This window comes from uncultured Caballeronia sp. (assembly GCF_964243625.1).
Taxonomy (GTDB): domain Bacteria; phylum Pseudomonadota; class Gammaproteobacteria; order Burkholderiales; family Burkholderiaceae; genus Caballeronia.
Genome location: NZ_CAXTGZ010000131.1, coordinates 1 through 13,294, shown reverse-complemented (window position 1 = coordinate 13,294; position 13,294 = coordinate 1). Strand labels below are relative to the sequence as shown.

At 61.1% G+C, this 13,294-nt stretch carries 12 protein-coding genes; 2 read left to right on the top strand and 10 right to left on the bottom strand.

All coding sequences use genetic code 11. From position 1 onward, the window contains the following. The 9 genes from ACFFAR_RS11540 to ACFFAR_RS11500 form a co-directional block, all read right to left on the bottom strand. Nucleotides 1-862 (bottom strand): SMP-30/gluconolactonase/LRE family protein (locus ACFFAR_RS11540; RefSeq protein ID WP_375507907.1); only part of this gene is annotated, 862 nt, incomplete at its 3' end. Nucleotides 863-874: 12 nt separating this feature from the next. After that, nucleotides 875-1,819 carry a 3-hydroxyacyl-CoA dehydrogenase gene (locus ACFFAR_RS11535; RefSeq protein WP_174365317.1) on the bottom strand — a complete coding sequence of 315 codons (945 nt, stop codon included), beginning with the start codon at nt 1,817-1,819 and terminating at the stop codon, nt 875-877. A gap of 18 nt (nt 1,820-1,837) precedes the next feature. Then, nucleotides 1,838-3,937, bottom strand: coding sequence for an ABC transporter permease (locus ACFFAR_RS11530; protein WP_075359710.1), 2,100 nt, complete (start codon nt 3,935-3,937; stop codon nt 1,838-1,840). A gap of 18 nt (nt 3,938-3,955) precedes the next feature. After that, nucleotides 3,956-5,485: a sugar ABC transporter ATP-binding protein gene (locus tag ACFFAR_RS11525; protein WP_061999391.1), complete on the bottom strand. Its 1,530-nt coding sequence runs from the start codon at nt 5,483-5,485 to the stop codon at nt 3,956-3,958. Between the two features lie 10 nt (nt 5,486-5,495). Next, nucleotides 5,496-6,623 (bottom strand): substrate-binding domain-containing protein, encoded by a 1,128-nt coding sequence (locus tag ACFFAR_RS11520; RefSeq protein WP_174364130.1) that lies wholly within the window; start codon nt 6,621-6,623, stop codon nt 5,496-5,498. Nucleotides 6,624-6,665: 42 nt separating this feature from the next. Then, nucleotides 6,666-7,442 carry an N-acyl homoserine lactonase family protein gene (locus ACFFAR_RS11515; RefSeq protein ID WP_256928019.1) on the bottom strand — a complete coding sequence of 259 codons (777 nt, stop codon included), beginning with the start codon at nt 7,440-7,442 and terminating at the stop codon, nt 6,666-6,668. Nucleotides 7,443-7,475: 33 nt separating this feature from the next. Then, nucleotides 7,476-8,408 carry a 3-keto-5-aminohexanoate cleavage protein gene (locus ACFFAR_RS11510; protein WP_375507906.1) on the bottom strand — a complete coding sequence of 311 codons (933 nt, stop codon included), beginning with the start codon at nt 8,406-8,408 and terminating at the stop codon, nt 7,476-7,478. 43 nt (nt 8,409-8,451) lie between these two features. Further along, nucleotides 8,452-9,258 (bottom strand): SDR family oxidoreductase, encoded by an 807-nt coding sequence (locus ACFFAR_RS11505; RefSeq protein WP_061999388.1) that lies wholly within the window; start codon nt 9,256-9,258, stop codon nt 8,452-8,454. 49 nt (nt 9,259-9,307) lie between these two features. Beyond that, nucleotides 9,308-9,952 (bottom strand): FCD domain-containing protein, encoded by a 645-nt coding sequence (locus ACFFAR_RS11500; protein ID WP_174364513.1) that lies wholly within the window; start codon nt 9,950-9,952, stop codon nt 9,308-9,310. Nucleotides 9,953-10,239: 287 nt separating this feature from the next. On the opposite strand from ACFFAR_RS11500, the gene ACFFAR_RS11495 reads away from it, so the two are divergent. Together ACFFAR_RS11495 and ACFFAR_RS11490 are read left to right on the top strand one after the other, a co-directional pair. After that, a complete protein-coding gene (locus ACFFAR_RS11495; protein WP_075359707.1) occupies nt 10,240-10,755 on the top strand; it encodes a Dps family protein in 516 nt (171 codons plus the stop codon). Nucleotides 10,756-11,001: 246 nt separating this feature from the next. Further along, entirely contained in the window at nt 11,002-11,424 is a 423-nt protein-coding gene (locus ACFFAR_RS11490) for a CHRD domain-containing protein (protein WP_062000846.1), read from the top strand. A 24-nt stretch (nt 11,425-11,448) separates the two neighbouring features. On the opposite strand, the gene ACFFAR_RS11485 is transcribed toward ACFFAR_RS11490, so the two are convergent. After that, nucleotides 11,449-13,092 (bottom strand): tannase/feruloyl esterase family alpha/beta hydrolase, encoded by a 1,644-nt coding sequence (locus ACFFAR_RS11485; protein ID WP_174364511.1) that lies wholly within the window; start codon nt 13,090-13,092, stop codon nt 11,449-11,451. Nucleotides 13,093-13,294 lie beyond the last annotated feature (202 nt).

Here is a 13,294-nt window from a genome sequence, read left to right as displayed (position 1 = left end):
GCCCGGTGACTGCGAACAGTCCACCTCTGTCGCGCTCTTTTTGGGGAATACCCCACATCGGACGGCCCATCGTCGTGACGAACAGGATGTCGAGGTCCGGGCCGCCGAACATCACGCTCGTCAGGTTGCGTACAGGGAAAGGCACCACGCGGTCCAGCGCTCCATCCGGCGCGAAGCGCAGGATGCGCCCGCCGAACACGAGCGCCGACCAGACGTAACCTTCGGCATCCACGGTCGCGCCATCGAACGTACCCGCCATGTCTCTCGCCGATGCAAACACGCGCCGGTTTGCAACGGCGCCCGTTTCGATGTCGTAGTCATACGCGTACATCTGGCGGTCGTAGGTATCGGTGAAATAGAAGGTGCGGTTGTCCGGGCTCCAGCACGGACCGTTCGAGCAACTGATGCCGCCGTCCAGGCGCGTGACCTTGCCATTGGTATCGAGCCGATACAACGCGCCGCTGCGGCTAGAACGCTGGCCCCGGTCTGCGTCATAGCGGTCGAAGTCATACGCCATCGTCCCCGCGATAAACCGCCCTCGCCGGTCCACCTTGCCGTCGTTGAAACGTGTTTCCGTATCGTCGCTTTCCGGGTCGGCGATGAGCTTCACCGTCTGCGCGTCGAAGTCATAGAAATGCAGGCCGTTGGCAAGCGCGACCACGGCGCCGCCCTGCTCGCGCAACGCCATCGAACCAATATGGCGCGGCACGAAATAGCGCCTGATGTCGCTGCCATCGGCCCGGCAACTGCTGATCTCGGCGGCCGTGCTGTCGATCCAGTACAAGCGCTGTTCCTTCACGTCCCATAGCGGCCCTTCGCCAAGGTGATTGTTGGCATCAACAATCAGGCGCGTTTCGATCATGGTTGTCTCCTGTTATTTATCGGACTTCGACGTGGTCCGACGATGCGCAAGCAACGCCATCAGCCGCCGGTCACGCCACCGGCTGCGGTTTTCTATTTCGTCGCGCGGCAGGACATCACGACGTTCGGCATCGAGCCGCGCGATGCTTTCGGGCGACCAGTCGAACGGCACGCTGTCCTTCGCGAACGATTGATACATCGCGCCATAACGCGCCGCGTAATCCGTCACGCCACCGGGCGCATTCAAATCGATGGTCTCGAACGGACCCATGAACGACCAGCGTAATCCGAGGCCATCGCGCATCACGGTATCGAGGTCGGCGGCGCTTGCGTAACCCCGTGCATAGAGGCTCAGGGCTTCATCTAGCAGCACGCCTTGCAGCCGGTTCAACAGGAAACCCGGTATCTCGCGTGTAACGGTGACCGGTTGCTGACCGGCTTCTTGATAGATCGCGCGCGCGCGGGCGATGGTCTCGGGCGTGGTCCACGGCGCGCCGCACAACTCCACGAGAGGCACGAGCGAAGGCGGGTTCACGGGATGCGCCACGAGACATCGTGAGCGCCCGGCAAGCTCTTCGGTGAAAGTCGAAGCGGGCAAGCCTGAAGTCGAACTCGCGAGCAGCGTGTCGGGACGCGTCAACTTGTCGAGTTCTGCAAACAACGTGCGTTTCACATCGACGATTTCCGCGATGTTCTCCTGCACCAGATCGACGTCGTGCACGGCGTCGGAGAGCGCGTTGAAGGTGCTCACCCGCGACACGATCTGTTCGATGGGTTCATCGATCAGGCCATAGTCCTGGAGATCGGAAACGCTTTCACGTATCGACGCAATCGCGCCTTCGAGCATTGCGCTGTCGGCATCGTGAAGACGCACTTGAAACCCCGCACGCGCGAACACGACCGCCCACGCGCGCCCGATGCGCCCCGACCCGATCACCGCAACGCGTTTGCTGGTCATATCGACTCCTTTTTGGTTTTATGCCTTCTTGTCGCGCAACGTGATCACCGCGGCCAGCACGACGAGCCCGTTGATGATGTCGCGCACGGCCGGGGGTACGGTCGTTCCTGCGAGCAGTGTTCCGAGCGCGGTCAGCAGCAATGCGCCACCGAACACGCCGAGATAGTGGCCACGTCCACCAGTGATCAGAGCGCCGCCGACGACCACGACTGCAATCGATGGCAACAGGTACGGGTCGCCCATCCCAAGGAACGCCTGGCTGCTGAAGCCTGCAAGCAGCAAGCCTACCGCAGCGGAGCACAGGCCGGAAAGGCAATACACGGCGATCAGCGTGGCGCCCACACGTACGCCCGAGAGCTTCGCCGCGATGGGCGAATTCCCAACCGCATAGACCCGTCTTCCGAAGGCCGTGCGATGCAGCAGTAACAATGCAAACGCCAGGAACAGCGGGACGCACCACGCGGCGAGCGACAAAGGCCCGAAGTGTCCGTTCGTGAAGTTGCTTATCGCCGATGGCGCCCAGCCTTGCGGCGATCCGTTGCAGTAGATCAGCGTGATGCCCTGCAGCAAGCCATTGGCTGCAAGCGTAACGACGATCGGCGGCAAGCCGAGCACAACCACACCGACGCCGTTGAAGACGCCCACGAGCAAACCTGCGCCGAGCACGAGCGGTACGGCCCAGATCGCGGCATCGTTGAGACCGTGCGTGAGTCCCGTAAGCAACACGCCCGATAACGTGATGAGCCACGGCACCGATAGATCGAGTCCGCCCGTGAGAATGACCGCGCCTTGCCCCAGGCCCAATATGGCGAGGAAGAGCGTCAGCGTGAGCAAGCTCGTATAGAAGTTCGAGCTCGCAAGCACGCCCGGCCCATACACCACGCCCGTGATCGCGATGACTGCAAAGAACAGCAAATACGCGGGCACCACATACTTCACCCATTCGCGATTGCGCTCGATCCAGTCCAATACCACCCTGCCCTTGAGCTCGGTATTTTCCAGCGGACGAAAATCCTCGACTTCGAATTTCACGCGCCGCGCGCCTGGATCGTCCTTGGCGCGCGTTCCGGTTCGCCATGCGGTGAGCCATCGGCTGGCGTATTGCGCGCAGTGATGCGCCGCCGATTGCTTGCCGATCGACGATCCGAGCACAGCCAGGATCAGGATCACCGCTTCAGCGATGGTCGTGAAAAACGCCGACACGTTCAGTACCAGCAGGATGTTCACCGTGATCATGAGCGTCATGGCTGCGAACACCGTGCCGACGCAGCCGCCGCGCCCGCCGCCGAGCCACGTTCCGCCGAGCACCACCGCGGTGAACATGGAAAGCAGCAACGGCCGGCCGACGAGCGGATCGGCGGAGCCCGTCTGTGCTGATACATACAAGCCCGCCGCCGCGTAGAACATGCCGGCGAGCGCATACGTCGCAATCCGGTATGTTTGAACGGGCATGCCGTTCGAGTACGCGCCGTCGGGATCGCTGCCAAGGGCGTAGAGCCCCACGCCAAACCGCGTGCGCTTGACGAAGGTCCAGACAAGCAGCGCGACAATCAGCACGGCGGCTGACATCGGCACCTTGTCCTGAATGAGATCCGACGTGATCAGGCCGCCAAACTGCTCGCCGATACTCCCGCCCGGCTTGTTCTGGATCAGCAGCGTGAGTCCTTGCACCATGAACATGGTCGCGAGCGTGACAACGATGGACTGCAACCGGAACCACGCAATCAGTGCACCGTTGATCAGCCCGATACCGCCGCCTATCGCGAGAATCAACGCAACGCCGCCCCATTGCTGGATGGGCGTGCCTTGTACAAAGTGCACGGCGAGCACGTTCGACAGCGAAACCACCGCGGACGCCGACAGATCGAAGCCGCCGCTCAGGACGACGATAGTCTGGCCAATGGCCGCAAGCGCAAGCGTCGTGCTGCTGGAGATCACCGAGCCGACGTCGTACATGCCGACCGGCGTTGCCGACAGTGACACCCACGCAACCAGCATTGCGAAGAGCGCGCCGATGGCGATGATCAGCCCGCGATAATGATCGATGCGCGCCCGCAAACCGACGTGCGCGCCTGGGCGCACGATCTCGCTATCGGGTGACGCAATTGCAATTTTCATGATCGACCTCTGGTTGCTTCAGCTTGAGAGCATCTTGCGCATCACGTTTTCTTCCGTGAGCGCGTCGCCTGCGAGCTCGGCCACATTGCGCCCGCGATACACCACCGTCACGCGATCGCATACGTTCACCAGCTCGGGGACATCGGTGGAATAAAACAGCACGGACCCGCCGGCCGCCGCGAATGCACGCATCAACACGAAGATCTGATGCTTGGTCCCGACATCGATACCGCGCGTCGGATCGAACATCAGCCACACGCGGCTTTGCGTGAGCAGCCATTTCGCCATCGCGATCTTCTGCTGGTTGCCGCCCGAGAACGAGAGGCACGGCTTGTAGACGGCACGCGGATTCACTTCCATCTGTGCAAGCGCACGCTTGATGGCAGCCTGCTCGCGTTTTCTGTCGATCAGACCGAAGTGCGTAAAGCGCTTGATGACCGGCAACGAGACGTTTTCTCCGCCGGGAAGCCGCAGGAACAAGCCCTCGGTCTTGCGGTCCTCAGGCAGAAAACTTGTCGATATCCCGGCCTTCAACGAATCAGCCGTCGACGTCAGCGTGACCGGTTTCCCATCCACCAGGATCTGGCCTGCATCGATAAACTCCGCCCCGAACAGCGCCTCGAAAATTTCGCGCTGCCCCATGCCCTGAAGTGCTGCAATGCCATGCACCTCGCCCGCTTTCAACGTCAGGTCGAAGTCGTTCACCACGGCATTCACCTTGATGCCGCGCGCTTCCATCGCCGGGGTGTCGAGCACCGTCGGGGAGGCGACCTTCGGCGGGTATTTGGCTTCCAGCGACCGGCCGATGACAAGCCGGATGACTTCGTCGTCCGAGATCGCGGAGGTATCGAATGCGCCCACGTCGTGGCCGTTCCTGTACACCGTCAGGCTGTCGCAGAACTCGCGCACTTCCTGCATGCGATGTGTGATGAACACGAAGGTCACGCCCCGCGCCTTCATCTCTTCGATACGGCGCGCAAGCCACGACACATCGCGGCCCGATAGCGCCGAAGTCGGTTCATCGAGCAACAGCACGTCGGGTTTGCGCACGAGCGCTTTTGCAATCTCGATCTTCTGGCGTACCGGCAAAGCCAGATCGCGGATATACGCGCCGGGACGGACATCGCCCAGTTCGAGCTTGTCGAGCCACTCCGCCGCCTGACGTTGCGCTTCGCGCTGGCGGATGCGGCCAAACCAGCCCGTGGGTTCATACGACATGAGCAGGTTTTGCGCGACCGTCAGGTCGCGCACCAGCGTCATTTCCTGGAACGCGGTCTGCACGCCCGCCCGGTGCGCGTCTTTCGGACCGCGCATGTTCACGCTCTGCCCGAGGATCGAGATGCTGCCTTCGTCCGGCTGCATCAAGCCTGAAAGCAGCTTCACGGTCGTCGACTTGCCCGCGCCGTTCTCGCCAAGCAGCGCGTGAACGGCACCACGCCTGACCCGAAAGGACGCATTGTCCAGCGCGACGGTCGCGCCGAAGCGCTTGGTCACGTTCGACAGATCGATCGCCCAGCCGCCGTCCGCTGCCTGTGAGTGGCTCTGCATGGAACGCTCCTTAATCCGGCTTGCCGGTCAGCGCCGCGTTGAAACCCACCTCGCTCGTCTCCGCCGAATAGATGTCGGCGAACCAGCCCGGCGGCACCTTGTCCGGCATGAACGCGGTGCACCCTGCCTTCAGTTCATCGATCGAACCCGTCTTGCACAGCTTGGATTCCGCCGTCAGGACCAGCGGCAGCTTGAGCGTCACGTGCGGCGGGAAGTCCTTGCCTTCGAGTTTGCCGACAGCCATCTTCAACGCCAGCGCGCCCGAGTACGGCGGCGATCCATAGGAGATCGACCTGTACCCGATCGAGCGATACGAACCATCGCCCTTGACGGTGCCCGGCGGCAGCATCTGCACGCGGTGCCCGTTCGACGATTCACCCGCGCATGGCTTCACCTTGTCGTCGGCTATGCCGGCTTCGAGCTGCATGGACGCCGCCGTGAAGCAGCCAACCTGCATCCATAAGCCGTCGATCTTGTCCCAGCTATTGGTGGCAAGGATCTTCGACAACTCCGTCTTCGCCGTCGCCTGGCTCCACATGCCGGTGCCCTCAGCCACGATCTTGATGCCCGGATACTTCGCGAACACCGCCTTCGCGGCTTCAGTGCGCGCACGATCCACGGACGTGCCTGGCACGCCGTTGATCAGCACGATATTGCCCTTGCCATTGATCGTCTTCGCGAGCCATTCCGCCGTCACCGTACCGGCCTGGTTCTGGTCGATCGTCACGTTATGCGCGCATGGCTCGGTCACTTCGCCGTCATACGCGGCCACGATCACGCCTTTCGAGCACGCGTTCTTGATCGCGCGATTCAACGCCGTCGGTGAGATCGGATAGATCACGATAGCTTTCGCGCCCGCCTGCACCATCGAATTGATTTGCTGGATCTGCTTTTGTGCGTCGGTGCCCGCGACCTGCACTTCGAGATCGACCTTGTCTTTCAGGCCCGGCGTTGCGGACATGGCCTTGACCATGTTCGCGGCTTCGGTTTGCCAGTCATTGCCGACATAGCTCATCGACAGAAATATCTTGTATTTTTCCGCAGCCGTTGCTTGTTGCGATACTGCCAGCGTTGCGAGCAACGTGGCCCCGAGCGCAAGCCGTGCCGCCCGACGCAGGGTGTTCGTCAGCGTTTTCATGTCTTCCTCCGATGCTGCATATGGTTATATATACGTGTACTACTAACTTTCTACGTGCTTCAGACGTGCGCTTGCGGGTAATTCAATGCCTGCAGATCCCGCCACGACATTCGGATCGTGGCCAGGGATGACGAAGTCAGCGATCTGCCGGATTCGCCTGAGCGAAGCCAGTTCGGCCGCGGTCTCGTGAACGATTCCGACCGGCACGAGATCGACGATATTCTCCATGCAGCTTGCGCAGTCGCCGGCGATCAGCACCACGCCGTCAGCGGTATCGACCGCGACCGACTGATGGCCCGGCGTATGACCAGGCGTTGGCACAACACGCACACCCGGAGCGATATCGGTGATGCCGTGCACGAACTGCCAGCGGAAATAGGCAAGCGGTTCGCGGCCAATCAGGAACTCCTGATAGAACGTGGCTTGCGTGGGCAGCGGACGGCCCGCGTATTCCCATTCACTTGCCTGCACGACGAACCGCGCATTCTTGAACAGCGTATTGCCGCCGGAATGGTCGTAATGCAAATGCGTGTTGATGACAATATCGACCTCGTCCGCACTCCATCCCACGTACTCCTTCAGCGCGCGTTCGAGCCGTTCTTCCGGCGCCTGCGTGCACGGGCACACGAAATTCGATACCCAGCCCGGGTCGTGAATGCCGGTATCCACCACGATCTTCTTGTCGCCGCCGACAATTGCCGTCGACCAGACCGGCACCTTGATCTGCTGGCCGTAATACCGGCCGTATATCTGCGATGAACGATCGACAGTCAGCCATCCCGTAGGCATGGCGACCACCTTGAGCTTCTGCACAGTCACAGTGATCTCCGCCGTCAAAGGTTGAAGGATGCGTCAGAAGTTCGTGTTGTCCGCGCCCTTGAGCCCGAGCATGGCGCGCGCTTCATCTGGCGTGGCGATGTCGAGCGACAGGCCCTCTATCACCTGACGGATCTTCACGACCTGCGCCGCGCTCGATTCAGCGAGTTTCCCGGCTTCTATCCAAAGCGAATCTTCAAGACCGACGCGCGCATTCGATCCCTGCGCCACGCCGAGGGTTGCGAGTGGAATCTGATGACGTCCTGCGCCGAGTATCGACCAGACATAGTCGTTTCCAAAAAGCCGGTCAGCGGTGCGCCGCATGTGCATCAGGTCTTCCGGATGCGCGCCGATACCGCCAAGCAAACCAAACACGCTCTGCACGAAGAACGGAGGTTTCGCGAGACCGCGATCAACGAAATGCGCGAGGTTATAGAGGTGCGAAATGTCGTAGCACTCGTACTCGAAGCGCGTACCGTTCGCACCGCAAGACGTCAGGATGAATTCGATATCCTTGAACGTGTTCTTGAAGATCAGGTCGCGGCTGTTGGCCAGATGCTGGCGCTCCCAGTCGTGCTTGAACTCCTTGAAGCGGTCGAGCATGGGATAGAGGCCGAAGTTCATCGAACCCATGTTCAGCGATGCCACTTCCGGCTGGAAGTGATGTGCCGGCTTCAGACGTTCTTCCACCGTCATATGCGGGCTGCCGCCGCTCGTGATGTTGATCACCGCATTCGTTTCGGCCTTGATGCGCGGCAGGAATTGCTGGAACACGGCGGGGTCTTGCGTGGGCCGGCCGTCGACGGGGTCGCGGGCGTGAAGGTGCAGGATTGCCGCGCCCTCTTTCGCTGCGGCCAGCGCGGCGTCGCCGATTTCCTGCGGCGTGACGGGCAGGTACGGCGACATCGAAGGAGTATGGATCGCGCCGGTGGGCGCGCATGTGATGATGACCTTGCGCTTGGTAGCCATTGCTTTCAGACCTCGTGAAAAAAGACGAATGTTTAAAGCGTGTTCAAAGCACTTCGACGTTGCCGCACACCGAGATGGCCTGCCCCGAAATCCCGCTGCCGCCGGGCGAGCAGAGGAACAGCGCAGTCGCGGCGACCTCTTCCGGCGTGGTCATGCGGCGCAGCGAGATCTTGGCCAGGTAATCCTTCTCCATGTCTTCATAGGAGAGGCCGAGCTGCTGGGCGCGCGCGGAGATCACACGCTCGATGCGTGGTCCTTTTACAATGCCCGGCTGAATGGCGTTGACGCGGATGTTGTCCGGTCCGAGTTCAATGGCCAGGCTCTTCGTCAGCCCGACCACGGCCCATTTCGTCGCGGAATACGGCGTGCGGAATGCATATCCGAGCCTTCCCGCCACCGACGACAACGCGATGATCGATCCGCCCTCACGCGCCTCTTTCAGCAACGGCACGGCCCGACGCGCGAAATAGAACTGCGCGTTGAGATTGACATCGACGGTCTGTTCCCACTCGCCGACATCCATCTCATCGATACCGCCCGTCGGCCCCGCAATGCCCGCGTTGTTGATCAGCACATCGAGGCCGCCGAGTTGCGTGGCGACGTCATCGAATACACGATCCACCGCCGCCCTGTCCGATACATCCGCGAGCGTCGCGGTGATCGCGTTCAGCTCGGCGCTTTCTTCGACTTTGAGTAGCGTATCGATAGCATCCTTGCTTGCGTCGCAGACATGGACACGCGAACCGGCATCGACGAAAGCACGCGCTATCACGAGTCCGATACCCGATGCCCCACCCGTAACCAGCACGCGCAATCCCGCGTGCGGTTTCAACATTTGCAGAACCGTCATGCTTGTCTCCGTTGATGTTCTTATATTTCGTTGAGCCTTGAAAGCCTTGCTAGGCGCGTGCAGCCTCCCTGCTTTGCAGGCGGTCCTGCAAGTCAGCCGCAGCGCCGCCGATGTCTTCTTCAATACCCGCCCGCGCGCTTTCGCCATCGCCCTTCCAGAGCGCATCGACAATCTTCTTGTGCGCGGCCATCGATAACCTCATGTGCGGAATATCCGGCGCAACGAGATTCAGGAACGGCCCAATGCGCATCCACAAGTTCTGGATCGTGGCGAGCGTGAGATCGCTTGCGCCATGCGTGTAGATGGCGACGTGAAACTCGAAGTTGCTGCGCAAATATGCGGCGACATCGCCGGCTTCCACATGCGCGTGCATTGCATCGAACACGGCCTGCAGCGCGCTCAAATGTTCCTTTGTCATCCGCGAGGCCGCGCGTTTCGCGACGCACCCTTCAAGCGATATCCGTACATCTCGCAGCTCATCGAGCAAGTCGAGCGTCATGGGCGGGACCATGAGCGCGCGGCCGGGACCGTCGATCAGCGCGCCCTCGGCCTGCAGCCGTGTCAGCGCGGCGCGCACCGGCATGGTCGATGAACCCACTGCCTCCGCCACCCCGCGCAGGCTCAGCGCCTGTCCGGGCGCAAAACGCCCCGTCATGATCGCTTCGCGCAACTGGGCGTACACACGCCCTGCCATGGTCTCGCGCGCCACGAGTTCGAGCGGCAGCGGCTCGTTTGCTTCGCGCGTGGTGTCTCGCGTCGTGCCTTGTGCCATGAATTAAACAACTCCTTACGCGATCTGTGACCTGTGATCACACCTTGAGACAAAGTGTGTTGCCTCGGCGGTCCTGAGTCAACAAATAAGACGTAGGGGAAAACGCGGGTCGTGATGTGTCCATTGGATCCGGCTAGGCACAAGACGTGCAACACATGCGCTGGTTGACCCGACCTTTTCCCGCCAATCTGAAACTCCGGAGCTTTTACATGGCTACATCGACAAAGAAACCGAGCGCAGCATCTGCCGCTCTGACCACACCGACCGACCTGGGTAACGACGCACGCAAGCAAGTCGCCGAAGGCCTGACCCGGTTGCTCGCTGACGTGTTTTCTCTCTTCGTCAAGACGAAGAATTTCCACTGGCACGTGAGCGGCCCGCACTTTCGCGACTATCACCTGCTCCTCGATGACCAGGCGCAATTCGTCTACGACATGATCGACCCGATCGCCGAACGCGCACGCAAGCTCGGCGGCACGACGCTGCGTTCCGTCGGACAAATCAGCACGTTGAAGCGCCTCGCCGATAACGACGCGGACTTCGTGCCGCCTATCGACATGCTCAACGAGCTGCGCGCCGACAACGAATCGCTCGTGAAGTACATGCGCGAACTGCATGAGCTTTGCGACGACAAGGAAGATGTCGCGACGGCAAGTCTTATTGAAAACTGGATCGACCAGACAGAAGAGCGAGTGTGGTTCCTCTTCGAAGCGACGCGGTCGTAAGCACGGTACTCGCTAGCAAAGCCATCATGACGAAAAGGCGCCGACGGCGCCTTTTTTCACGCGTCGCAAATCCCGCATGCGCACATGGAATAAACCCGTGAGCACAGGCGTTTCCCAAAGCAGCTAACGACGCAACGCGTATTATCGAAACACTCGGCCGGGATCCAAGGACAGCTTTGGTCGAGCATCGTCGTGAAGTTCCATTAGTCCATAAAAACTGGAAAAACGCTCATGAAACTCAATCGCATGCTGACCGCCGCCGCCCTCTCGCTCACGCTGGCCGTACCGGCGCTCGCCTTTGCCGATACGGTCAACCTGAAAGCCGACCTCGCCGCTTCCTCGGAAGTCCCGCCGAAGGACAGCCAGGGTCACGGCAAGCTCGACGGCACGTATGACACGTCGTCCAAGCTGCTGCAATGGAAAGTGACTTACGCAGACCTGACGGGTCCGGCGAGCATGGCGCATTTCCACGGCCCGGCGCCGGTGGGCAAGAACGCAGGCGTGGTGATTCCTATCGATCCAAGCAAGCTGCCGAGCCCGATCGAAGGCAGCGCCACATTGACCGATGCACAAGCGAAGGACCTGCTCGCCGGCAACTGGTATTTCAACGTTCACACGGCGAAGAACCCGGGCGGCGAGATTCGCGGCCAGGTCGAAGCGGCGAAGTAAGCGTCACGTCTGAAAGCGGCGAGCTCAAGGATTCTCACAACGAAAGCTCGCCGCGCTATTCATGCTCCCCTTCCCCACGTACCGCGGATATCCCGGATACCGGCAAAGCGGGCGGCTACGTCCGTTCGTGGCGCTTGCGATATCGAAGCCCACCAGGGTCTCCGGCGCAATGTTTGCCGTGACCCATCTGTCCAGCGCGCCGAGTTCGTCCCAGGCCGGAATGAACACGCCGTTGCCATGCTGAAAACCCGGGACCATGTAAAGCCGCATGAACGAATCGACGATCGCCTGCCCATACTTCGCGACAAGCGACTGATAGAAAGCGATGGTCTGGTTCGGGCTGATGACTTCATCGGCGAGACCGTGCATGGTGATCAGCTTGCCGCCATGCGCAATGAACGCCGACATGTCGGGGTTCATTGCGCCGACCGTCGACGATAAATCCACCAGGCGCCCTTTGTACTCGCCGGGGTGATCCAGGTCGAAGTCGAGCGTGTTGAAGCGCAGGTCATGCGTGACGAAGTACTTCATGTAGCTGTCGCCCTGCGTGAACAGGTAGCCGTTGACATCGAAACGCGGCGGCTGCACGAGCGTAGCTGAATTGCCAAGCCCCAGCCCGCTTGAAAAGTCCACGCCCTGGAAAACGTTGTAGCCGTAATAACGGGTCACGCCGTGCGCGAGTTCGTAGGGCAGCGTGAAGCCGTCGCGCAAGGTCTCGAGCGTCGCGAGTTGCGCCTCCGACAAACAACTGTCCCGCTGCGATGGCCGCTGTCCGCCGACGCATCGCAACTGCGCAATGATCTTCGGCTCGCGTTCACGGCAGGCTTCCACATTCGCAACGATGCCGTCGAGCGCGCCGTCGAGTCCGTCGCATTCCTGCAGCACGGTTTCGACCACGCGTTTTTGCTGCGCCGGTCCGACAAACCCGCCGGGTGTCCCGTACGATGCACGCCCGACTTTCACCCCCATCAGCCGCACGCCCGAAAAATTGATGGCAGGCGCGTTTGCTATCACGCCGTCGTAGTCGTCGGGAAAACGCTCGATGACCGTGTACGCCTCGCGTCCGCCTGTCGAGCCACCCGCAAAGTAGGTCTGCTCGGGCTTGCGCCCGTAGCCCATGATGATGAGCGCCAGCGCGACATCGTGCGTCTTCTTCAAATGCCCGTAGCCGAAGTTGATGACCGCTTCGTCGTTCATCGCAAAGTCGGCGCGCCCTGAATTCCCGACGTGACCCGAGTCCGAGCCGAAGGTCGCGTAACCAATCGATAACGGAGACGCCGCCGGCGCGAACGCCGTCGGTTCCGTTCCGCTCACGATCACGCCGTTGTAACCGCCGCCGCCCATTTGCAGCGCGCGGCCATTCCAGCGCGCCGGAAGGTTCACTTCGAAGCGGATATCGGGCGTGGTGTCGAGCTGCGCCTTGATCACGCCGACGAGCCGGCAGTAATCGCCGTTGCGGTTGCGAGGCGCTGCAGCAGCAACGAACGATGCATCCGTGATGATCGCCCCGCGCGTGGGCAGTCCGATCACCGACGCGGGCACGTCCTTGCCCTGCAGTTCAGCGCAGTGCTTGACCACGTAGGAAGCAGCGCTCGCGTGAGCGCAGCACGCGAGCGAGGCGGCGAAGAGCAACAGGTGACGAAGGAGACGAAGTGTGGCTTGTGGCATCGATAAGAGGTTGATTGCCGCATACGGTGCGAGACTGTTGCCTGAAGCAGGCTTACGGCCGACGCCGCACAATATATAAGAAGCTTCTTATTGGAACGAATCCAATCCGCCGCGCGTTGTGTTTGCACAACCTTGCAAATGTTTTCCGAAGCACACGCGCTTACAACGCGATTGATCCCACGATTAGGTCTAGCCAAAAGTG